The sequence below is a fragment of the Variovorax raffinosi genome, from assembly GCF_051216615.1.
Classification (GTDB): domain Bacteria; phylum Pseudomonadota; class Gammaproteobacteria; order Burkholderiales; family Burkholderiaceae_C; genus Variovorax.
Genome location: NZ_JBPJZR010000017.1, coordinates 86,160 through 108,450 on the forward strand (window position 1 = coordinate 86,160; position 22,291 = coordinate 108,450).

Consider the following 22,291-nt stretch of genomic DNA (forward strand, 5'->3'; position numbering starts at 1 on the left):
AAAGCACATCTCCTGATACATGACCAACGAGATCAAAAAAGGGTCATCCAGAAAGACCCTTACTCGAAGAACCAAAGTTCGGTTGTGTCGATGTTCAGGAGAGTCACCGCCATCGGCACACGTCCGCCGCTGCGAGCGTAAGAACTTGACGTTCAGATGCAAGGACAGCTTGGGAGAGAACTCATAGCGCGCCATCAGGCCAACTGGCGCGCAGGCCGTCTGCGAAAAGACGACGTCGCCACATCGGCCCCGCGCCCTCACCATCACCACCGATAGGTCGCGCTCGCAGACACGGTGCGTGCCTTCCCGTAGTAGCAGCCGAACGAATAGTTGCAGTTCGACAGATAGGTCTTGTCGAACAGGTTCTGGATGTTCAACGCGGCCTCGATCCCGCGCAGGCTGGGGTCGAACAGACCAAGGTCGTAGCGCAGTGCGGCGTCGAACACGGCGAACGCAGGGGTGCGGAAGGTGTTGGCTGCATCGCCGTACTTGCTGCCGGTCCAGCGGACCCCGCCGCCGATCTGCACGCCATTGAGCGGACCGCCCACCACCCGGTAATTGGCCCACAGCGAAGCAGCCCAGGGCGCGCTCAGAACCAGCTGCTTGTCCAGGCTGGAGGCGTAGTTCGAACGCGTGGTGCGTGCATCGGTGTAACTGAGCGCAGCGACGAGGTCCAGGCCGCTGGCGAGCTGTGCCTTGGCCTCGATCTCTGCGCCCCGCGAGCGGACTTCACCCTGCTGCACCTGGTACTGCGGGTGGTCATAGTCCTGCGTCGCCAGGTTCTGCTGACGGATCTCGAACACCGACGCCGTGACCAAGGCGTTGCGGCCCGGTGGCTGGTATTTCAGGCCGGCTTCGATCTGCTTGCCGGTGGTTGGCTTGAATGCCTTGCCAGCGTAGTCGGTGCCGACGACGGGCAGGAAGGATTCGGAATAGCTCACGTACGGCGCGACGCCGTTGTCCGCCAGATAGGTCAGGCCGATGCGGCCGGTGAAGGCGTCGTCGTTCACTTGCGTGCGACTGTTCGCGATCAGGTCCTTGTTGTCGATTCGAGCCCAGTCCTGACGCCCGCCGACCGTGAGGACGAAGCGGTCCCACTTCATCTGGTCCTGCACGTAGAGCCCGACCTGGTCGACCGTGTTGTCCCAACGCGTCGTCAGCGCCACGGCGCTGGTCGACGTGCCGTGGTTCGGCTGGTAGAGATCGGTGGCTTCAGCGGCATAGTTGTTGTAGCCGTCGTACTTGCGCGAGAACCGGCGGTAGTCGAGGCCGGCCAGAAGGGTGTGCGAAACGGCACCGGTGGCCGTCTTGAATTCCACGTTGTTGTCGAGGCTCAGCACGTTGTTGTGCTGGGGCCAATCCAGCTTGACCCGGTTGGCGCGGCTGTAGTCGGTCACGCCGGAAGCCGTGACGAAACGGCTCAGGTAGAAGCCCTTGTAGTCGTCCTTCACGTCGACGAAGCGCAGGCTCTGCCGCACCTGCAGGCTGTCGGAGATGCGATGCGAGAAATCTTCGCCGATCACGTACTGCTTGCGATGGAAGTGGTTGTAGGCCGGGTCGCCGGTGAAGAAGTTCCGGCTGATCGTCTGACCGTTCGGACCGGGGTAGAGCGTGCCCACCGTCGGCAGCGACTGGTAGTCGGGCACGCCACTGTCTTCCTGCACCTGCGCATAGAGCGTGAGCGACGTCGCCCCGCTCGGCTTCCAGGTGATGCTGGGTGCCAGGAAGGTCCGCTTGCTCTTGGTGTAGTCGATCTGCTGGTCGCCGCCATTGGCCAGGGCCAGCAGACGATAGGAAAGCGTCTTGTCGTCGTTGAGGGCGCCGCCCAGATCCATGGCGCCCTCGACACGGCCGTAGCTTGCGATGCCCACGCGGACTTCCCGCACGGGGTCATCCGACGGCTTCTTCGTGACCATGTTGATGATGCCGCCGGGCTGGTTCTGCCCGTACAGGACTGAAGCCGGCCCCTTGAGAACCTCCACGCGTTCCAGGCTGTAGGGCTCGATCTGCAGGGACCCACCGAGGCTGCCTGCGTAAGGCAGGTAGGCGCCATCGAGGTAAAGCGGCGCAGGGGCGAAACCACGTGAAGTAATCTCGTCGGCGATCATGTTCGCATCGGTGAAACCGTTCGTGTTGACGCCCGCCGTGTACCGCAGGGCCTGCGTGATGCTGATCGCACCGCGCGACGAAATCTCATCGGCCGTGACTACGTTGATGGTCTGCGGGATTTCGAGGATCGGCGTGTCGGTCTTGGTGGCGGTTGCACTCTGCTTGGCGACGTATCCTCTGACACGGCCACCGGCAGTTTCCGAATCAGATGCCGCAGTAACGGTCACAACCGGGAGCGTCGTGGTTCCTGCTGCTGATGGAATGGCCTTGACGACCACCACATTGCCTTCCTGGATCCCCATCAACCCGTTGCCGACCAGTAGACGGTCCAAAGCCTGTTGCGGCGTCAACCGTCCCGATACGGCCGGTGCCGTCCTGCCGGCCACCAATGCGGGCGGCACCATCAGCGTGAGCTGGGCCTGACGCGCCAACTCGGTCAGCGCCTGAGCGAGCGGTTGCGCCGTGACCGCGATGTCCATCGGCACGGCGGGCGTCGTCTGGGCCTGCACGGCGAAGCTGCCAAGGCTGAGCGCGACCGCCAGCGCAAGCGGTGCTAGGTCGAATCGGGTAAGTGCGGAACGCGGACGGTGCATGCGAGGAATCTCCTGAAGATGCGAACAAGAATCGGTATCTCCAGAAGACGGGCCACCTCGCCAAAACCTGATGTCACCCCGAAAAAAATTATTTGCTTCGCTGCGCCCGGATCGCTAAGGCCGTCTGGATTCCACTTCGACCGCGCCCTCGCGCGGCTCCAGCTGCACCGGCAAGACCTGCGGAAGGCTGCGGACGAAGTCGCCGACGCGCCGCACATCGACACTGCCGGTCACGCGCAGGGCCGCGACGGCGGGATCACGCACCAGCAGGCCGGTGCTCCCATAGCGTTCCAGTTCGGCCACGGCCATCGTCAGCGGCGTGTTGTCGAAGTTGACTCGGTTGCCGCGCCAGGGTGCGATGCCTTCGGCGGCGACCTGGCCGACCGGCCCCAGCCGGCCTTCACCGTCTGCAGCGACGGTCTGGCCCGCCTCGAGGTCGATCGCGTCGCCTACCGGAGCGGCCAGAAGAGAGCCACCTCGCCCTTTGACGGCATCGGCGCGAGCGACCCGTACGTGTCCTTCTTCCACAGCCACTTGCACCTGGTCGCTGCCAAGCGAAGGCGTGTAGCGCACCGAGAATCGCGTACCGACCACGGTGATGCGCATGGCGCCCGCCAACACGTCGAAGGGCCGGGCCTTGTCGCCCTGCACCGTGAACATGATCTGACCCTCGGGCAAGCGCACTTCGCGGCGCTGGCGATACAGCGTAACGTCGGCCTGCGACGCGGTGTCCAGCCGCAGCGTGCTGCCATCCGGCAACCGGGCTTCGACTTGCTGGCCCCGCGCCGTGGCGTAGTGTTGGCTGAAGACGGGCTGGTGCTGCCCATGGTCCCAGGCGAACCAGCCGCCGCCCAGCAGGGCGAAGGCTACGCAGGCCGCCAGGGCTTTGGGCGCCCATTGAGTGATGCCGGGTAACCATCGCCGGGGGCTGGAATGTCTTGTGGGCCTCGGTTGCCAATGCGCTTGTGGCGCGGGACCCGGTGGGACGCCCATCTGCTCATCCGATCTGGCTGATGCCACCGCGGCCTTGAGCTGGGCGACGCCGTCGGCGGGGATGCTGTCGATGCCCTGCCACACACCGGCCATGTCGTCGAATGCCGTCTGGTGCGCGGGGTCGGCGTGGAGCCAGGCCTGGAAGTCCGCCTCGGCAGCGGCATCCAGCCCATCCGCCCGGCGCACCAGCCAGCGAAGTGCCTCCGCCTCGGTGGCATTCAACTCTGCGAGCGAGGCATCGAGGGCATCGCCCGACGCGTGCGCGTCCTCCCGTACCCCATCCCGGTCGGGCTGGTGCTGTGCGTGATCGTCGGTGACGGGGCGTGAGGTCATGGCGCGAGAATCTCTGCTTGCTTCTTCGTAGACGGGCGAGCACGCCGAAACCTGATGTCGAAGCGCGAAAAAAGTGGGGTCGATGTCAATGCGGCTCCTGGCGGCCGTCCCGGCATTTGCGGCAGGCCAGCACGGCCAGCATCACGTGGCGCTCCACCATGTTGCGCGAGATGCCCATCCGCTGGGCGACCTCGGCATGCGACAAGCCATCGAATTTGTGCAGGATGAAAGCTTCCTGGCAGCGCGGTGGCAAGGCGTCAATCGCAGCGATCAGCCGCCGCACGCGTTGCAGCGCGGCGTAAGCTTCCTCGGGCTGCTGCGCCGAAGGGGCGGGCATCTCATCCAGCGTTTGCGGGTCTTCGAGGTCACGCAGCGCGTTGTGCCGCTGCTGGTCGATCAACACATTACGCGCGGTGCGGTAGAGCAGCGCGCGCGGCTCGCGAATGGCCTCGCCGGCCTGTTGCACAGCGAGCACGCGCGCGTACGCTTCCTGGACGATGTCAGCCGCGCCATCGCGGTCTCTCACCTGACGGGAGAAGTAGTTCAGCAGTTCTCGGTAGTAGCGCTCAAGCACGGATCAACCAAGGCAAAAAGGGACGAAGACTTCCCTCAGCAGGCTGGCGTCGAGATGTGGCGGTGGCTAACCTGGTGCGCGCGTTTAGATGGGAATCGTTCGCATTATCTCCGATGTGTGGCGACACTCTTCCGCGCGGCGAAACGCTGCGGTTATCTCAGGGGCGACGGCGTCATATGGACATGCCGCGCTGGCGCCCCAGTTGCCAGCTAACCGATGACCCACGCACCACGACACTGAGCTGCTGCCCCAGCCGCTGTTCGATCACCGGCCGCCAGGGCACCAAGCTGAAACCCATGCCGTCGTTGAGCATGGCGAAGCGGCCGCTGGCGAGTTGGATGGACTGGCGGTAGATGCCGCTGGCCTGCTGGCCGTCCTGCAGCGGGCGGTAGGTCTGGCCGGTCTGGTCCTGCAGTGTCTTGCCGACAGTGGCCAGTTCGCTCTCGCGCAAGGTCGTCAGCAGATTGCGCGCGAGCACCACGCGCTGACCCCGGCGTTGGGCCAGGCCTTGCTCGGCGAGGAAGTCCACACGCCCGCGCATTGCCTTGCCCACTTGGGCACCGAAGCCCTGCGGCGCCAGATCCTTACCGTCACCCGCCAATTGCCGATCCAGCCAAGTCGCGCCCATGGCGCGCACCTGCTGCTCGATCGACAGGTGCGAGCGCAGTTCGATGGAAACACCCGCCGACTTCTGGTGGTCATGCTGCTGCGCCTTCTTCAACAGATCTTGCGGGACCTGCCAGACGCCCTCGGCGATGCGCTCCGCCGTGCCCGTGCGGCGCAGCGCTTCGAGCCGGCGCACGTGGGCATCGATGGTGGCCTGCGGGTCGTGGTTGCCGGACTGCCGCAACTGCACAAGGTGATCGGCCGTTCTGTAGATGCCGTCCTTCGATACCGCCAGGATGTTGCGGTCCACCGCCTTCTCTTGCCCGGCCGGCCTCGCCTCCACGATCCCGCCCACCGGCAACTGCGTCAGGTCAGCCCCGGCCGGCAGCCTCAGGTAGTGCGCCCGCCCGTCGATGCCGTCGACTACCAGATAGCCCCGGTCGTGCAGTTCGTCGGCCAGTCCCTTGGCCACGATGCGCCCGATCACCGTCGAGGCCGATTCGCCCGTCGTGAGTTCCCGCCTTTCTCCCTTCATCGCCCGGTGCATGGTGCGAAGGATGTCGCCGCGCTCGCCCATAGCAGCGAGGGTGTGCTCCATGCCCGGCACCAGCCGCCAGTGGTTGGCATCGATCTTCTCGGCCAGCGCCATGGCTTCGAGCCGCTGCAGCCGGGCGCGCAGTACGTTCATGCGCTGCCGATCCGTAGGCGTGGCCTGCGGCTCCGTCAGGTCCACGATGTCCACGTTCGCCTGTTTCAGCAGTGCCCGGTCCAGGCTGGTGAGCCGCTGCTGGTCCACCTCGCGCAGCAGGCTCTGGCGCATCTCGGCCTGGGTGCGCGGTCCCAGCCACTCGGTGGCGATCTCGCCCGCGCGCAGGCGCATGCCGTTGGCCATGTAGTCAGGTGCGATCACCAGGTCCTGCCCCTTGCGCTCGCTGCCGGCCCAGCCTCGCAGGACGATGTGGGTGTGGGGGTTGTCCGTGTCCCAGTGATCGACGGCCACCCAGTCCAGCCGGGTCTCCAGGTCGATCTCCATGCGGCGCATAAATTGGCGGGTGAAGCCCTTCAGGTCCTCCAGCTCTGACGCATCCTCGGCCGACACGATGAAGCGGAACTGGTGGCGGTCGCCCCGGCCGCGTTCCTCGAAGGATTTCAGATCCACGATATCGGCATTCGGTCCATAGGCCTGCCCCTTCTGCCCGTCGCGGGTGACGCCATCGCGCTCGATGTAGCGCAGGTGGGTGGAGGCCGAGGTGGCACCGGCCCGCTTGAGCACGACGAAGCGGCTCTTGATGATCACGCGCCGGGCATTGGCGCCCAGCTTCCGGCCGGCCAGCGTAGCAGCCACCCGGCCGCGGCCGAAAGTGGATGCGGGCCGCGCTCCGCGCGCGCCCGAAGCCCGCGCACCGGACTTGGAGACGGCCTTCAGCACCTGCGAGACGAAGCCCTTTGTGGACGGCCCAGAGCGTGCCTTCGGCGCAGCTGGCCGGACCCGGAAACGGTCGGCATCACCCGACTCTCTACGCGTTGCCATGGCGAAGACTCCAGCGCACCGTGGCGCAGCGCATGAGAAGCGGCACGCGGGAGCGCAAGGCACCACGCGCGAAGTTGTGTTCGCACGGCACAAGCGCCTGCAAGCGCGGTGCCGCGCCAAACCCACGTGCAGACTGGCTTGGCGGGCGAAGCCGTGCCAGCCCTTTTTTCTTGCCCTCCGTCTTCGCCTTCCGCATCCGCTCCCGGCTCCGACTCTCCGCCAGCCGCGCACGAGGTGCGCAGCGCAGCCTGCAAGGCCGCGTGGGTGCAGCAGGCGCTGCACGCTGGCGCAGGGCTCCCTGCACGTCGAAATGCGGGCGAAACACCGTTTCGGCCGCAGCTCGGCGGCACGGCTGGCGCTCAGTTGGACACAGCATGGGCACACGAACGGTGCAAGTTCGGTGCATGCGTGAACGCATGGCCGGCCACAGTTCCGACGCAGACGCATCGCAATGATGAGAAACGCCTGGACGCATGAACGGCGAAGGGCTCATGGCGTGGCCCAAGTCCACAACGGGAGCGCGATACCGAGCACGGCGGACGTGTCGATAGGACCGAAGTAGCGGCTGTCGAACGACGCCGGATTCGTGTCGCTGAGCAGGAACAGCTCAGTCTCGCCGAGCGAGCGGCATTGCGTCCACGCAGACAATGGACGACGTGCGCCATCGTGCAATCGGACCGTCGCCACGGCATCGCCGTCGATGCGCACAATCTGTTCCCGAACACACACCGATTGCGGCGCCAATGCGCCGATGCGCTTGAGGATCGGCAAGCCCGCAGGCAGATAGCCACGCTGCGCCGCGATCGCAGCCGTATCGGCAGGAAGCCGGGCGAGCACGATGCTGCCAACGCGCAGTGACTTGAAGCCGACTGCGGGAGCAATGCGGTACCAGCCGCGCGCGACGCTGTCGCTCGGGTTGTAGACGATGCGGGCTTGACCCTGCCCAAAAGTCGGCACGACGAGCCCCACCAAGCCGATGCCCATGCTGGCCAGCAACACAAGTCGCTTCATGGCCTGCGTCATCGCAGCGCTCCCCGCGCAAGATGCGCCGCATGGCGCTCGGGCGTGTACGCCGGCAGCGGCTGGGGTGCAGCCAAGCGGTTGCCGACCGTGCGCCAGTAGGTTGGCGCTGCAGCGCAAGGCTCGATACCCGCAACCTCAATCTTGTCGATCACTTCGAGTACCGCCTTGACCTGCGACTCGCCATTGGCGCGCAGCAGGATGCGCGCGCCAGGCGACACGCCTGCGACGCGCTGCATGTCGTCGAACGGCATCGGCGCCTGCAGCACCATGAGCTGCCAGAACGCGGTGCCGTAGTCGTTGCCGATCCACTTGATCCGGCAGCAGACTGCCACCGGCGCGAGCACCGCGACGCGCCGCCAGCGGTCCAACCTGATCTCGCGTCCGGGCTCGCCGAAGCGCAAGTAGACGTTCACGCGATGCTCGACGAAGGCCAGCGACACACGCATTTGGGTCGGCCGAGCCGGCAACGCCGTCTGCGGCCACCGCTGCGTCGAAGCGGTGGCAAGGCCCGCGTTCGGCGTCTTCATGCCGTGCCCTCCGCAAACTCCCTCTCCAGCAACTCGCGCAGCATCTCGGCCGCCGTGATGCCGCGTCCGAACGCGATCACCTTGATGCGACCGCGCAGCGCAGGCGTCACGTCAATGGTGAGCCGCGCGGTGAAAACTTGGCTCTTCACGGGTTCGACGACAGCTCCGCCCGCGTTCTCCCGATGCACCCAGGCCGTGGCGGGGTCCGCCGCCGGCCTGCGGCCGATGGGCGCTCGTCGCGGTGTCTTCGATTGCCTCGGCGTCGTCATCCCAACACCTCCCGCACGGCATGCGCGAGTGCGGCGATCTCGCGCGCGGCTGCGCACTGCGGTGCCACTTCGCTCACCAGCCGGCCCGCAGCGACGCTGTCGGCGAACACGATGCGCTGCGAGACCTCGGCACTCAAGGCGTGGAACGGTTGATCGGCCAGCGCCTGCCTGGCCTCGCGCCCGATCACCGTGCCGACGACACGTCGGTTGATCACGAAGGCCGCGCGCAGCTGTGGCCGGAAGACTCTCGCCTCTGCGATCAAGCTCACCATCTCCTGCGTCGCCCATACGTCGTACGCGCTCGGCTGCACCGGAATCAGCACCAGGTCGGCCGCCAGCAGCGCGGAGCGCGCGAGCGCCGCCACTCTTGGAGGTCCGTCGATGACGACGTAGTCGGCCTCCAGCGCGATTCCGGGCACTTCCCGGTGCAACGTATCCCTCGCCAGCCCGAACACCCCGTAAAGCCGCTCCTGACCGTTTTGCGCGCGTCGTTGCGCCCAGTCCAGGGCCGAGCCCTGCGGATCGGCATCGAGCAGCGTCACGCGGCACCCCTGCATCGCCAGTTCGCCCGCCAGGTGCGTTGCGAGCGTGGTCTTGCCGGCTCCGCCTTTCTGGTTCAGTACCGCGACGACCTTGCCGACGAGGTTGGTCTGTGTTCCTTGTCTTCCTGGAAAGCGGTCTTCGCTGCCTCGGATTTCAGCAATGCCACTTTTTTGAGCACCGCCGGTTCGCACGCGCGTCTTATTCATTTATGTATCCCTTTAGATGTTTAAGGGTCCCGAAACCGTTGCTGGGCGCGGCTTCCGGGCCGATCGGTGCGGGCGATCCACCGATAGCTCTGCGGGTGATCCACCGAGGGTCGTGCGGGTGATCCACCGAGTCCGTCCACACGCGATCCACAGGTTCTTCAACAGAAGCTGTGGATAAGTCGGTGCTTGGCGGCTGAAGCGCATCAGGACGGAAAGACAGCCACTCGATGCCGCCCGTTCTTTCAATCGACAGCCAGTAGCCCGGCAGCGCCTGGCGCCGCGCCAGCTCGCGCACCTGCAGCGCGAAATCAGAGTGGCGCTGCAAGCTCCCCGACTTCAGGTGCAGGTGGCGCATGTCGAAGCGCCAGCCCGCCGGCTGGCGGCCGCCGTGCTTGCGCACCAGTCGGTACAGCCAGCGCTCAATGCCACCCGTGAGCTGGAAGTACGTCGGGTCCAGCGTGAGCACCAGGGCGTCGTCCATCACCCCCGAGAAGAACCAGTCGGCCAGGATCAGCTCGATGCCGTCGGAGCGGCCATCGGGCCGGACGTACTCTTTCCACTCGTTGATCCACGAGAAGCGATGCGTGCGGCGGATGCCGTTGAGGCGTTCGCGCTGGCGCAGCGTCGTCGCGATGGTGGTGGACTGCAGCCGGTCCAGCGCGGCGCGCAGTGCCAAGTAGTCGCTGCGGCCGGTGCCGCGCTGCGCGAAGCGCAGGATCTCGTAGGGAGTGGCCACCATCAGGCGCGAAGGCGCAATGCCTTCCTTCTTGGCCTGGACGATCTGGCTGGCCGCCCAGATCAGCACATCTGCGTCCCAGATGGTGGCGATGCCATGCTCCGGCACGCCTTCGACCGTGAGGGACACGCCGCCAGCCTCGAAGTGGATCGGCACGGTGCGCCGGGACTTGGCCAGACTGAAGAAGGGATAGGCCATCAGGTCCTGCGCATCGCGCAGCGCCATGTCACCCGGCAGCGCGCGGAACAGCGCAAGCTGTTCGCGTTCGCTCGGGCGCTTGGACATGGCGGTGGCTCCAGTTCGGCAAGGATCAGCGGACGGAGTCGCGGATCACGTAGCCGGGGTCCGAGGTCATGCCGAAGGTGTTGCTGTCGGCCCAGGCACGGAGATCGACTGCGGCATAAACCACGCGGGCGCCGAACTTGCGGAAGCGCGGCCCGCCACCGAGCACGCGCTGTTTTTCCAGGGTGCGTGGCGACAGCCGCAGGAACGTCGCCGCCTCGTCGGTGGTCAGGAATTCAGGATTTGCGGCGGCGGCTGGCACCAGTTGCGCTGGAGCGGGCTGCGGCGCAGCGGTTGCAGCGCCGCGCGAAGGGATCGAATGTCCGACTGCCATGAAGGCCTCCATCTCGGTGGATGGGCCGCAAACCATTTGCAGCCCGATGGAGGCAGTCTCGGCAAAGGGGAAGGCGCTGCGAAGGGAGATTCGGTTTGGAATCTCGTCTCCGTGGGCGGGCGCTATTCAGGGCGTACGCCAGCAAGCTGGAGGTAGCCGCCGGCCACCCAGCGTTGGGCGCGGGCAAGGATGTGCCGGACCTGGGCGCGCAGGTCGCTGTCGGCGTGCCAGCGTTCGGCAACGGTGTCGGCGCCGAACAGGGCCTCGGCCACGCCACGCTGGCCGCAGTCACCCTGCTGCGCGTCGAGCGCCTGCAGGCCGCGCATGTGCAGGACGGCTGTGCGCGATACATGACGGAAGCAAGGCTGTGGCAGTTCGCCGAGCAGCCGGCGCATCTGCGTTCGGCAGGCTGCAGGCTTGCCATCGAGCGGAAGTGAAACCCGACAGGCCGCGCCGTTGGCCAGGGCTGGGGAAATGCAGGCGTGCAGCCCGTGCAGATCGTTCTGCACGGAAAGGATCAGGTCCGTGCCGGCGTGCAGCAGGCGCTTGCGGCCACGGATGCGCCAGAGGCTGAAGACCTGACCGCGCGGCACGCTTTGGGCCAGCGCTGGCCGCAGGTGCGGCAAGGCGTCTTCGACGCCGAGCCAGACAGGATGCGCGTCGCGCGCGTCCAAGCGTGGGTCAAGGTCTACATCGCAAGCCCCAGCGGGGTGCAAGGGCGCTGCGCTGCCGGCGCGTCGCGAAGAGCCAGGCGGCGCGGTAGCCCGGGTGCCGGCGCAGGTACTCCCAGGCCAGCGCGGGACCGTCGAGGTCCAGCGCATAGAGGTAGGCGGCACCGGCGCACCACGGCGCGGGGACTGCATCGGTATCGCGAGATGTCGTCATGGCGGCAAGCTCCTGCGGTTGAAGGAGCACGCTGCCACGGTTTCGAGGGGCGATGGTGGATGAATCGTCGAGGTCTTGATGAAGAGGTGGAATCGATTTGCGACCCGATGCTGGCAGCGCAGAACAAATCGCTTTATCATTTCGCCCAGGCGTCTGGGCCCAACCTGTTCCCGGGTTAAAGCAGACAAACTCACCAAACCGCGAACGGACTTCAATCCGGGTCGATGTGTAATCGGGAAACGTCGACCAACGTTGGGATTGGAGAACGTATGGCAGCCATTGCTCTGACGGAAGCATCCGTCGTCGCCGTCAAGAATTCGTTACGAGACGAATTCCTCGACACCAAGTCAGCCCACATCAGTGAAGCCTTGGCCTACAGCCTAGGATTCAACACACAAGCTGCGTTGCGCGCAGCGCTGGTGCCGCCCGATGCTGATCCTCCCTATGTGCTTCTGGACACTGGCCGGATGTTGCAGCGGATGCGCCAGTTCGGCTATCCCGATGACCCCGAGTTCGATTTCGAACTCTTGATCAAGTCGCCGCCCGAGGTCATTTCCACCGTACCGACTTCCGCATACGAGATCGAATACAAGACCGAGCGTCAAAAGGCTTGGCGCAACCTGATGATCTGCGCCGTCAATGCCGCTCTGACCCAGAAGATATTCACGCTGCGACCGGGCGACAACCGCTTTCCGGACAACATGCGCCGGGGCGAGTTGTTCGATTTTCAGTTGCCCAACGGCCTTCCCGCACGCGGTTCTGTCAGCGATGCGGGATTCGACGAGTTGGCCGTGATCGCCGCGGTCAACCCCAAGGGCGATGCGGTGCGCGCGTACAACGCGGGCTTCGATGCCGGCGACGCTTTCGGTTCGACCTGGATCGAGCGGCAGCGCGGCGCATGGATGCAGACATCGGACACGAACTTCAACTGCCGTCGGGCACTTGTGCCAGTACTTGCGGCATTGAAGGTCGAGCCCATGGGATACGGAGACCGCGGGCGCGTCATCATGTGAGCGTGTGCAGGTTTGCAGGTTTGCAGGTTTGCAGGCCGTCATGGTCCGCAAACCATGTGGCGACGCGGGAGACGCTCAGTCGGTGACCATCCCGTCGCGCTGCGCGTCGGCCACGTAAGCCGACAAGGTCTTGCGCGCCTTGTAGTGCGGCTCCACCGCCACAGGCAAGCCGCGCGGTCCCTGGATGCCCGCAAGCATCGACAGGCTGACAAGGCCCAGTTCGGTAAACCCGGCGCCAATGTCGATGAGCCCATAGGCCATGTCTCCATCTGCATCGAGGGCGGTCAACACCCAGGCTGCGCCGGCATCCGGTGTGTAGAGCTTGAGCACCGGATAGGGATCGATCTCTTCGCCCCGTGCGCGGGCCTCGCCATTGGCGAGCATCTGGCGGCGCTGTTCATCTGTCAGGAAGGGCATAGGGCCTCCAGAAGTTGAGGCCCGCAGATCTCCCGTCAGGGCATCCGATCGAGCCGATGGGCATGGGTTGGCTGCGCGCCTGCCTGTGCATTTGCCGGGAATTTTAGGCCACGCCGGTATTGCATGCTGAATAAAGAGTTATCTTTAACGTGGTTTTAATAGCCAGGCAAGACGACGCTTGGCTCCATGCAAGCCAAGCGCGCAATCCAGCGAGGAAGGCCTGCCGGAGCAACGACATTCGATGCCGTGCCGGCGCTCGCCTTCGGCGCCGCCGTGCGCGCGATTCGCACCGAGGACGGCATCGCCCAGGAAACGCTGGCCCACATCGCCGGCATCGAACGGTCCCACATGGGAAAGATCGAGCGCGGGGAGCACATGCCCACGCTGGCCCTGGTGTTCAAGATTGCACGCGCACTGCAGCGCAGCGCGGGCGAGCTGGTGCTGGAGGCGGAAGCGCGGCTTCCGAAGGAATGGCGCGAGCCGCCGGCGTAGTAGCCAACGGCTCAGATACGCAACCCTTCCCGAAGGCTACACAACGATGAGACCGGCCATCCGGGCTTCTCGCGCATAGGCGCTGATGGGCTTGTCGGCCTTGAAGTACAGGTCGCGCTCCACCGGCAGACGCAGCGACCCACGGAGAGTGGCCAGTTCCGCCAGGCTCACCCACCCCAGTTCCGGAAAGCCTTGGCCCAAGTCGCACAGACCGTGTGCGTGGTCATCGTCATCGATCTCGGTCAACAGCCAGGTGGCTCCGGCATCCGGCGTGAACAACTTGACCACAGGATGTGGATCGAAATCCGGGTTCTCGATGGACTGCCGGCCGTTGGCCAGCAGTTGCACACGTTGTTCGTCGGTGATGAGCTTCGTCATGTCGTTCTCCTTGAACGGAATCAGGGCTGGATTGCCCGGGACCGCAAGAGGCACGGCGCAGCGCAGCAGTCCAGGTTCGAAGACGGCCGCCAGGACGCGAGCGTGCAACGCACGCGCAGACCTCGACGGCGAGAACGCCGTGCAACGATGAAGGTCATAGCAAGCCAGCCCCACACGCCACCTGCCTTGGCAAGCGCAGCGCGCAGGCGTCAGCGATCGGCGCCCGCAGGGGCGAGACGCCATGGGCGGCTCGATGCAACGCACAAGAGCGCGGTCCGGCTTCGCCGGAGACGCACAGAATCGCCGAACCTCAAAACCTTCCTCCATCCAATCCGACGAAGAACAAAGCCTTCTGTACTTCTCTACGGCGATTCGTAAAAGCACAAACGACCAGAAGCGGCTTTACGACCTCCTCCAAGAAGTCCAGCAGCCCACACAGCACGGACCTCGCAGCTTCGGCCAGTGCCGAGACAGATGGAGGTCGATGCCGAACATGGCAAAGCGCCCCGCTGATGCGGGGCGCTTGGGCAACGCTCAATCGCCCCTGCTGCGCGACCAGATCAGGTTGTGCGCGCCGTCCTCGCCTTCGACCAGGCGGGCGTAGATCGTCGCCGGGAACGACGGGTCATCCAGCGTCACCGAGACGTACGGGCGGTCTGCACGGCTGAGCTTTTTCCAGCCCGCGCCGATGTCGAATCCACCGGCCGCGACGATGCGGTAGTCCGGTGCGTTCTCGCTGCCCTTGTCGTTGGGCACGATCTTGACCTTCACGTTCAGCGTGAGGGTGCGAACCGTGCCAGCGAAGCTGTCGTTCTGTGCGGTGAAAGTGCCGATGTGAGCCATGATTGAAAAGTCCTTCGAGGTTGAGCCTGGTCCCGCGCCCATCGCGGCCTTGGCGTGAACCGGACGGCACGGTGCCGGGCGCGCCGCACCGAAGGCCGCAGCAACGCGTAGGACCGGCAGACCCGGGAGATTTGCCTCGCGAGGAATGCGCGCAGCGCAGGGGAAATCTCTTGGGCAGGCCGGTTGCGGCGAACAAGCCCGAGGCGCACCGAACGCAGAGAGCGTGCGCCGTGCCCGCGCCAGGATTCACGGCAAATACAAGGCCGAGGGAGCGGACCTGTCCTCGCAAAGGACGGACCTAATGGCCCAGGCATCCCCACCGCAGGGCAGCGCTCCGACATGGATTCAGCCAAGCCGAACGTCAACCCGGCTGACCACGGACAAGTCTGAACGCACCGCCGCGTCGAAGCGGCTGGTCAGAGTCAAGCCACTGCTGGAAAAGTCGGCAGGCCATCCGCCTGTCGGTGACCTGCCGTCGCCATCGGCCGTGTCCGCCTGCCGACATCGAGGATGGTTTGTCCATTACGACCCGCGCAGCAAGGGCAGTTGAACGTCCGCGCACCGCGCCGGCGGGGCTCCATGCCTGAGGCTCGGGCAACGCCCGCTGGAATCCGGAAGTCAAAGCGCGCGCGGCACACCTGCCGCGCGCGTCGCGCCGATGAAATCGGCCGAGGCGAAAGACGAAGGAAAGCCCCGACCGAAGCCGGGGCCCATGCTCAAACGGCAGCGTGCATCTCTGCGGAATCTTCAACAGACACGTCATCCACATTGGTCTTGACCTCCGTGCGTTCGTCGGCGTTCACCGCCACCGGCTTGTCGAACATCCCCGGTAGCCATCCCGACCCCACCGCCAGCCGCTCGGCTTCGCTGGCGATCTGCGCCTTCTTGAGCTTGGCCAGCCGGTTCACTTCCCTCGGCGCAAACACATGCACCGCTTCCAAGGCCTTGGCCTTCGACACATGATCGAAGTAGCCGGCCGCAGTTGGCGTCCACCAGTCGTGCATGTCGAGGTTCACCGCATGGGCCAGCGCGGCAGCGGGAATTTCGCTCTCCTGCGATGCGATGGCCGAGACGGTGTATCCCACGCACACGGCCAGCAGCGACAGCAGTTCCGATTGCGGCATCGCCAGCAGTTCGGGGAAAAGCGCGTCCGGGTCACTGGGCAGGCGTGCCGCCCAGGCCTCCCGCACTTCGCGCATGCCCACAGCAGCCGGGGCCTCGTCCACGTCCGGCGCATGGTGCGTCAGCCGGTCCTGCGGGAATGCCGTGATGTTGAGGGGCGATGCGCCATAGCCGTCGAGGATGACGCGATGCGCCAATTGATGCACCACGGCCACCAGTGCCACATGGGGATGCCGGGCGACTTCGGCCTGCAATGCAGCCGTGCGATGCGCGCTCAGGCGCTTCGCCAGCTTCTCCGAGATGCCGGTCTTGCCCGGTTCGGCGTCCCGTGCTTCTCCACCGTTGGCGTTACTGCTTGAACCGTCCCCGGCCTCCTGCCGCTCCTGAGCCCGCAGCACCTTGGCCTGTTCCTCTCGCAGCAGCCCGCGATGCACCACGACACCGCCCATGTGATCGATCGACACCACGGCCCCGGCCATCGGCACGACACCCGGCGCGTAGACCATCAAGGTCTGCTCGATGGCTTCCAGTTCGTTGCCGAGCCGGTCGAGTTCGTCATGCAGTGCCTGCGCCCCGTCATCGGACAGGTCGGCGTCCTCGTCATCAAGCTTGTCCTGAATCCTGTTCTGCTCGGCTTCCAGCTTGGCGATGCGCTTGGCCTCGGCCTTGTTCGGTTCCCGGCGCGTGCGGCGCGCCCGCTGGAATGCATGCAGTTCCGATGCCGTCGCACGTGGGGCGATGTCCACCCAGCCCCAGCCTTCGGCCCGCGCGGATTCGGCAACAGCCGCCAGTTGGTCCCGCGCCAGTGCATCCAGCAAAGCGGCATCGGTGAGGAACACACCGAGTTGCTCGTCCGAAAACAGATCGCGGCGGATGCCGCCGCCCGCCACCTCGTAGGCTTCGACGCCGACGAAGCGCGCCACCGCATCGCGGCTGGCGTCGATCTCTTCATGCGTCAGGTGATCGCGCAGCGACTCCGGGCTGCGTTGCCACTGTGGAGATTCATACCATGCGACCTCCTGCTCCGCGTGATCGTCTGTAATGGCCAGCGCCATCAACTGCTCCAGAGACACGCCATCAGCCTGATAGTCCGCCAGCAACCGGGGCGAGACGTTGGCAAGTTTGAGTCTGCGCTTGACCACCAGCGGCGTGACTCCGAAGTCGGCTGCTATGTCTTCCAATGACCGGCCTTCGGCTGCAAGTGCCTTCCAGGCGAACAGTTCGTCGACCGGCGACATGGATTCCCTGTGCACGTTTTCGGTCAGGCTCACGGTGCGCGCTGATGCATCGGGCACCAGCAGGCACGGCACCGGATGGTTCTTGTCCAGCTTGCGGCGCTTCGCCAGCAACTTCAAGGCCGCCAGCCGCCGCTTGCCTGCGACCACCTCGAAGTGTTCGCCATCGAGCGATGCGATCACGGTGAGGTTTTGCAGCAGGCCGACGCGGAGGATGGACGATGCCAGTTCGGGAATCGCGGTGCCACCGCTTTTGCGCACGTTGCGGTTCGAGGGCCGCAGCTTGCACAGCGCGATCAGGTGCAGTTCATAGGGTGCAACCACCGGGATGCTGATGGCTTCGCCTGCGCCGCTCGCACTGTTGGAAGCTGTGGCGACAGCCGCAGCAGAGGCCACGGCATGCAGGGCCTGGATTTCGGAATGGGTAACGCTGTTCATGGTGTAGCTCCTATTGATGAGATATGAAAAACAAGGGACCAAGGGAAGGAAACAGGGAATGAATGGAGGGGCAGCGCCCCTCCGGGAAATCAGGCCTTGAGCTGGCGCATGCCATCGGCCAGCAACCACAGGGCACGGTTCAAACGCAGATTGGTGTCGATGCCCTGCACCGGGCGTGTTCTCTGGCGGCGCCCGTTGGCGGCGCGACCAGACAAACCACCCTTGATAAGGTTTTCTTGCGTGCGGTTGAAGACGCTCCACAGGTCGGGGCGGCGGTCATCGACGCGGCGCGGCATCAGAATTTGGGTTTCCGTGATGGGCGCGGGCTTGTCCGGGTCGTCGTACTTGAGGGCCAGCGCAGCACGGGCGAACACCTCCGACTCTCCGGCGTCCAGCGTGACGGCCTGCATAGACTCGCGGGACTGCAGCGCACGGTCGAAGCCGTGCAGCACCTCATACGCGCCCTCGATGACCTGTCCGGCCACGTCCCCTTTGTGGTGCACGCGCACGTCCGCCACCGTGTCGCCGCAGACAAGTCCGTTCTTGCAGACGAAGCGGAACATGCCCGCCAACAATTGATAGCTGCTCGTCCCGTCGTGGGAGTTCAGCAAGATGATTTCATTGGCCTCGGCCGCATTGATCTGGCCCGCGTGGCGCAGCCTGACCATATGCTTGGTGAAGTCGCGGCGGTCTTCATCGCGCACGCGGGTCTGCGTCACCATGAAGGGCTGGAATCCCTCCTTGCGCAGTTCCGTCAAGACAGTGGCGGTCAGGATGTAGGCGTATCGCTGAGAACGGCTTTCGTGCGGCGCGTCCGCGAAGATGGACGGGGCCACGGTGCGGATTTGATCGTCCGACAGCGGATGCTCGCTGCGCAGGACCGGGGAGCGGGAAGCGAAACGTGATGCGAGTTGCATGATCTTTCTCCAAAAAAACGAAGTTGCTGTTGCGGTTTCAAAGCTGACCGGATTCCAAGATTCGGAGCCCGTTGTGGCTTCGGTGGGTTCGGCGCATGGACCTGGGCCGGTCCCTGTTTGCCGCCGTCTTTCCTGAGTTCATCGCCCGCGAAGAACCGGGCCAGCGAGGGCGTGGCCGTCAAGGGAGAAGCGCAGGGTTGGTGCGGCCCGCAGCCGAAGGCGAGGACACGGCCCTGCGCGCCTTGACGGCCAGGCACCGCGGGCTACGGTCGCGGGAGAAAGCGATGAACTTGGGGAAAGACGATCAGCGGCCCAAGGGCCAGGGGGATGCGCTGAGGCCCACGCCGCGCGGCGAGCGCCTCCGCGTGCGAATGCACGCCTGGTTGGAGGGGATCAAAGCGCGCAGCGCGCCATCGGCACGATGCAAGCGCCGATCAGGCGCAGCCTGTTCGGCTGCTTCCGGGGCGCCAGGTGCAACGCGGCCAGGGTGGCCCGCAGGCCAACCTCTGGAGTCAAGACACGCGCGTAGCGTGCATGCCGAAGAAGAAACAAAGAGGGCCGAAGCCCTCGACGTCTACACCAGTCCCTTTTCTGCCATGGAAAGCACCGTGCTGCCCGCCACGATCAGGTGATCCAGCACCCGCACGTCCACCAGCGCCGTTGCCTGCTTGAGCATTTGGGTCAGGTGTACATCGGCCCGCGATGGCTCAGCACAGCCGCTCGGGTGGCAGTGCACCAGCAGCAACGCGCAGCTGTTGAGCCGCATCGCATCCTTCACCACCTCGCGCGGATAGACCGATGTCTGCGTCACCGTACCCCGAAACATCTCCACGTAGTCGATCACCCGGTGCTGCGAGTCGAGGTGGACCACCGCAAAAATCTCAAAGGGAAGATTCCCCAAACGCGCCCCCAGGAAGTCCTTGACCACCGCCGGCGACGTCAACACGTCGGTTCCACGCACCCGGCCCGCCAGCAGCCGCTGCGCGGCGGCCAGCACCTCGTCGATGTCGGCCGGACGGTACTCGCCCGCGACATCGCGAACGAGCAACGAAGAGGAAGCAGAAGAAACGGCAGCGAAGGAATCGAGGGAAGAGAACAGATCGTGCGACATGGCGAACTCCAATGATCGGGCGGGATTGCCCGAGACCGGAACCGGCACGCCGCAGCGCAGCGATCAAGGCTCGAAGGACGGCCGGCAGGACGCCAGCGCACAAAGTGCGCGCAGGCCTTTAACGCGAGAACGGCGTGGCACCATGAAGGGAACAGCAAACCTGTCCCACCAACCACGCACCGTCAAAACATTGGCAAGCGCAGCGCGCAGCCCCGCAAGAGGGCAAAGGCGTTAGCGATAGGAGCCAAAGGGGCGAGACGCCGTGGGCGACTCGATGCGAAGCACGCATAGCGCGGCCCGGCCGTGCCGGGAACGCCAACCACCCGCATCGATAGGGCCGCCTATGGGAAGCTCCATCCATCCAGTTGGTGCAAGGCGCCGAGGCGAATGCAGAAACGCGGGCGCAGCGGGTGGCCGCGCCGGGCTCCTAGTGCCGGGGCGCTTCATTGCGTCGATGCGTTTCGCCGATGCAGTTCAGGTGGCGACAGGGCAGGCAGATCCTTGGCGCTCGATAGACACAGCATGCACACACCCAGCATCGCGACGGCAAGAGTGGTCAGAAGTCCGGCATGGCCTGTCTGGTCCAGCAGCAGGCCACCCAGCGCGGGCACGAGCAGCCGGCTGAGCGAGAACAGACTCGATTGCAAGCCGTAGTCCGTTGCGGCCGCGCTCGACCGTGCGAAATGCATGGTCAGCCCGAAGGCCAGTGCGGCGATATAGCCCATGGCCGCTGCGACGCACCCGGCAGCGGCGATGAGGACAGGAGCCGGTGGACGAAAAGCAGCGGCAAGCGCCAGGGCGCTCAATGCAACGAACCCCAGCCAAGCGCCTGCAGGCACTGCGCGACGCAGGCCGATGCGGCGGGCCAGGGATGCGGCGGCGAGGCTGGCTACCGCTGCGATCACACCCCCGCCCACGCCAACGATCTGTGCGACGCGCGGGGCCTCGAAGCCCATGTCCAGCATCAGCGGCTTGAGGTAGAACCACGCGGTTCCGACGAACGGAAAATACAGCATCAGCAGCAGGGTCCATGTCCGGGCACCCGGTTGCGCCAGGTAGTTCTGGAAGTCTTCCCGCAGGGATGTGGAACCCCGCATGGAATCGTGCCGAGTCGCGGCTGTGGGCTCATCGCTGGTGCGCATCAGCACCAGCAGCACGGCACCGAGCGCAAGCACGCCGGCCAGCGCCCAGAACGGCGCACGCCAGCCCCAGCGCAATTGGACCATCAGCATTACGCCCCCACCCACGATGGCCCCCAGGGACAGCGCGGCCGAGCGCAGGCCTCCGGCCCGAAGCTGTTCACCGGGTGGCAGGCAGCGGATGGCCAGGGCATTGACAGGGATGTCGGCCCAGGTGGCCAGCCAGGCGGCGGCGAATGCCAGTGTGAACAGCAGCATCGGGTTGCCCAACAGGTCGCTCCAACCCAGCAACAGCAGGCTGCCCGCCAACGCCAGGCACAAGGAGATGGCCCAGGCACGGTAGCGCCGAAGCGGTAGCCGGCCATTCTCCATGGGCCGGGCCAACAGGAACTTGAAGACCGCAGGCAACCCGGCGAGCTGGAACAGACCGATGTCCACGCCCGACCAGCCGTGCTGGCGCATCAGCAGCGGCAGGCCCAACCACAGGTAGACGCTGGGCGCGGTCAGCGCGAGGTTCAGCCAGGCAAACAGGGCCTGCAGGCAAGCCAGCCGTGCGCGCTCAGACATGGCGAGCCTTCGGATGGCCCGGCGCCTGAGGCTTGCGGGCGACCGCCACCTGCACCGGTGACATCGGGAAGCGGCCCGACGCGAACTGTTCGATCTCCACGAAGCCTGCTTCGGCCAGTGCGGCCGCCGTGCCGCCTTCGGGGAGCACGTGGCGGCCCACCATGCGCATGGGCAGGTAAAAAGGCATCACCTGTGCCGCTTCTTCGGCCGTGGTTGGCAGTTCCGCATGTACGCAGACGAACAGGCCACCTGGCGCCATCGCCGCCATAACCTTGGCGAGCACGACGCCGATGTCGGGTACGAAATGCAGCACCGAGGAGCACCACACCAGGTCGAAGCCTTCTCTCTCTCCGTCTCCCAGGGTATCGGCAGCCACATCGCCGCCCTGGGCGCACAAGCGTTCGGCAAGGCCTGAGGCCTCGATGTTCTCCTGCGCCACGGCCGCTGTCTCGGGCCAGTCGAACACTACGCCCCGCAGATCCGGGAACCGGCGGGCAAGTTCGATGGCGATCCAGCCCGGGCCGCCGCCCAGGTCCAGCAGGCGCGTGGCCTGCCGCGCTTGGGGTAACCGGTCCATGATGTCGAAGGCCCCAGCCGCGCTGACAGCGCGCTGTTCCTGGCCGATCTGCGCGCGTGCCGCTGCGGCCCAGCCAGCGCCGGTGGCCGACTGAAAGGTGTTCTCGGGCAGTTGAGGCCCTTGTTCGACATGAGCACGGAGCCGGTCCGCGAGGCCCCGCAACGAGGTCAACCGGTAGCGCCACGCATCGCCGCAAAAGCCCGGCGCGGCCCGCACCAGAGATTCGCGGGCCACGGGGGCGAGTAAGTACCGATCTGGTGCCTGCTCGGTGCGTTGCCGCTGCAGCAGGCCCAGGCTCCACAGCAGTTCCAGCAGGTGGGCGGTGTTGGCCGCATGCAGGTCTTGGCGGGAGGCCAGCTCGGCTGCCGTCAGCGGCTCGACCAAGGCATCGAACAGATTCAGAGCCAAGGCCGTGTCCAGGGCCTCGGCGCGGATGGCCGAGGCTGCCAGGTCCCAGCAGCCGTGCAAGGGATGAAGAGGAAGGGTGTTCATGGTGAC

21 protein-coding genes and 1 pseudogene are annotated in these 22,291 nt (G+C 65.6%); 2 read left to right on the plus strand and 20 right to left on the minus strand.

Features of this window, described 5'->3' with window-relative positions:
• Positions 1 to 263: 263 nt before the first annotated feature.
• From ACSFB7_RS33655 to ACSFB7_RS33710, 12 genes and pseudogenes are all read right to left on the minus strand, one after another.
• On the minus strand, positions 264 to 2,702 hold the full coding sequence (locus tag ACSFB7_RS33655) for a TonB-dependent siderophore receptor (protein WP_435476671.1): 2,439 nt from the start codon (positions 2,700 to 2,702) through the stop codon (positions 264 to 266).
• Positions 2,703 to 2,816: 114 nt separating this feature from the next.
• Positions 2,817 to 4,028, minus strand: a complete 1,212-nt coding sequence (locus ACSFB7_RS33660) for a FecR family protein (protein WP_435476672.1) — start codon at positions 4,026 to 4,028, stop codon at positions 2,817 to 2,819.
• Between the two features lie 85 nt (positions 4,029 to 4,113).
• On the minus strand, positions 4,114 to 4,602 hold the full coding sequence (locus ACSFB7_RS33665; protein WP_435476673.1) for a sigma-70 family RNA polymerase sigma factor: 489 nt from the start codon (positions 4,600 to 4,602) through the stop codon (positions 4,114 to 4,116).
• Between the two features lie 172 nt (positions 4,603 to 4,774).
• Entirely contained in the window at positions 4,775 to 6,739 is a 1,965-nt protein-coding gene (locus tag ACSFB7_RS33670) for a DUF3363 domain-containing protein (RefSeq protein WP_435476674.1), read from the minus strand.
• 489 nt (positions 6,740 to 7,228) lie between these two features.
• Entirely contained in the window at positions 7,229 to 7,762 is a 534-nt protein-coding gene (locus ACSFB7_RS33675) for a S26 family signal peptidase (protein ID WP_435476675.1), read from the minus strand.
• Positions 7,759 to 8,289: a DUF2840 domain-containing protein gene (locus tag ACSFB7_RS33680; RefSeq protein WP_435476676.1), complete on the minus strand. Its 531-nt coding sequence runs from the start codon at positions 8,287 to 8,289 to the stop codon at positions 7,759 to 7,761. The genes ACSFB7_RS33675 and ACSFB7_RS33680 overlap by 4 nt, the downstream gene beginning before the upstream one ends.
• Positions 8,286 to 8,558, minus strand: a complete 273-nt coding sequence (locus ACSFB7_RS33685; RefSeq protein ID WP_435476677.1) for a chromosome partitioning protein ParB — start codon at positions 8,556 to 8,558, stop codon at positions 8,286 to 8,288. The genes ACSFB7_RS33680 and ACSFB7_RS33685 overlap by 4 nt, the downstream gene beginning before the upstream one ends.
• On the minus strand, positions 8,555 to 9,307 hold the full coding sequence (gene parA, locus ACSFB7_RS33690; RefSeq protein ID WP_435476678.1) for a ParA family partition ATPase: 753 nt from the start codon (positions 9,305 to 9,307) through the stop codon (positions 8,555 to 8,557). The genes ACSFB7_RS33685 and parA overlap by 4 nt, the downstream gene beginning before the upstream one ends.
• Positions 9,308 to 9,512: 205 nt before the next feature.
• Positions 9,513 to 10,328: pseudogene (locus tag ACSFB7_RS33695) on the minus strand (replication initiator protein A); the annotation flags it as partial.
• 25 nt (positions 10,329 to 10,353) lie between these two features.
• The gene (locus ACSFB7_RS33700; RefSeq protein WP_435476679.1) at positions 10,354 to 10,659 is read right to left on the minus strand and encodes a helix-turn-helix transcriptional regulator; all 306 of its coding nucleotides are present in this window, start codon (positions 10,657 to 10,659) and stop codon (positions 10,354 to 10,356) included.
• 122 nt (positions 10,660 to 10,781) lie between these two features.
• Positions 10,782 to 11,333 carry a DNA -binding domain-containing protein gene (locus ACSFB7_RS33705; protein WP_435476680.1) on the minus strand — a complete coding sequence of 184 codons (552 nt, stop codon included), beginning with the start codon at positions 11,331 to 11,333 and terminating at the stop codon, positions 10,782 to 10,784.
• A gap of 7 nt (positions 11,334 to 11,340) precedes the next feature.
• Complete coding sequence (locus ACSFB7_RS33710; protein ID WP_435476681.1) at positions 11,341 to 11,544, minus strand: transcriptional regulator domain-containing protein; 204 nt, start codon at positions 11,542 to 11,544, stop codon at positions 11,341 to 11,343.
• A gap of 269 nt (positions 11,545 to 11,813) precedes the next feature.
• Here ACSFB7_RS33710 and ACSFB7_RS33715 point away from each other — a divergent pair, with 269 nt between their 5' ends.
• The gene (locus tag ACSFB7_RS33715; protein WP_435476682.1) at positions 11,814 to 12,557 is read left to right on the plus strand and encodes a hypothetical protein; all 744 of its coding nucleotides are present in this window, start codon (positions 11,814 to 11,816) and stop codon (positions 12,555 to 12,557) included.
• Positions 12,558 to 12,632: 75 nt separating this feature from the next.
• Here the strand turns inward: ACSFB7_RS33715 and ACSFB7_RS33720 are convergent, their stop codons facing one another.
• A complete protein-coding gene (locus ACSFB7_RS33720; RefSeq protein WP_435476683.1) occupies positions 12,633 to 12,974 on the minus strand; it encodes a DUF2958 domain-containing protein in 342 nt (113 codons plus the stop codon).
• A 186-nt stretch (positions 12,975 to 13,160) separates the two neighbouring features.
• On the opposite strand from ACSFB7_RS33720, the gene ACSFB7_RS33725 reads away from it, so the two are divergent.
• Positions 13,161 to 13,466, plus strand: a complete 306-nt coding sequence (locus ACSFB7_RS33725) for a helix-turn-helix domain-containing protein (RefSeq protein ID WP_435476684.1) — start codon at positions 13,161 to 13,163, stop codon at positions 13,464 to 13,466.
• A gap of 36 nt (positions 13,467 to 13,502) precedes the next feature.
• Here the strand turns inward: ACSFB7_RS33725 and ACSFB7_RS33730 are convergent, their stop codons facing one another.
• From ACSFB7_RS33730 to ACSFB7_RS33760, 7 genes are all read right to left on the minus strand, one after another.
• Positions 13,503 to 13,844 carry a DUF2958 domain-containing protein gene (locus ACSFB7_RS33730; RefSeq protein ID WP_435476685.1) on the minus strand — a complete coding sequence of 114 codons (342 nt, stop codon included), beginning with the start codon at positions 13,842 to 13,844 and terminating at the stop codon, positions 13,503 to 13,505.
• A 534-nt stretch (positions 13,845 to 14,378) separates the two neighbouring features.
• Complete coding sequence (locus ACSFB7_RS33735; RefSeq protein WP_435476686.1) at positions 14,379 to 14,687, minus strand: DUF736 domain-containing protein; 309 nt, start codon at positions 14,685 to 14,687, stop codon at positions 14,379 to 14,381.
• 716 nt (positions 14,688 to 15,403) lie between these two features.
• Positions 15,404 to 17,482 (minus strand): ParB/RepB/Spo0J family partition protein, encoded by a 2,079-nt coding sequence (locus ACSFB7_RS33740; protein ID WP_435476724.1) that lies wholly within the window; start codon positions 17,480 to 17,482, stop codon positions 15,404 to 15,406.
• Positions 17,483 to 17,571: 89 nt separating this feature from the next.
• A complete protein-coding gene (locus ACSFB7_RS33745; protein ID WP_435476687.1) occupies positions 17,572 to 18,399 on the minus strand; it encodes a DUF932 domain-containing protein in 828 nt (275 codons plus the stop codon).
• A gap of 574 nt (positions 18,400 to 18,973) precedes the next feature.
• Positions 18,974 to 19,510 carry a RadC family protein gene (gene radC / locus ACSFB7_RS33750; RefSeq protein ID WP_435476688.1) on the minus strand — a complete coding sequence of 179 codons (537 nt, stop codon included), beginning with the start codon at positions 19,508 to 19,510 and terminating at the stop codon, positions 18,974 to 18,976.
• Positions 19,511 to 19,953: 443 nt separating this feature from the next.
• Complete coding sequence (locus ACSFB7_RS33755; RefSeq protein ID WP_435476689.1) at positions 19,954 to 21,216, minus strand: MFS transporter; 1,263 nt, start codon at positions 21,214 to 21,216, stop codon at positions 19,954 to 19,956.
• Positions 21,209 to 22,285, minus strand: coding sequence for a class I SAM-dependent methyltransferase (locus ACSFB7_RS33760; RefSeq protein ID WP_435476690.1), 1,077 nt, complete (start codon positions 22,283 to 22,285; stop codon positions 21,209 to 21,211). Before ACSFB7_RS33760 ends, ACSFB7_RS33755 begins: the two co-directional genes overlap by 8 nt.
• Between the last annotated feature and the right edge of the window lie 6 nt (positions 22,286 to 22,291).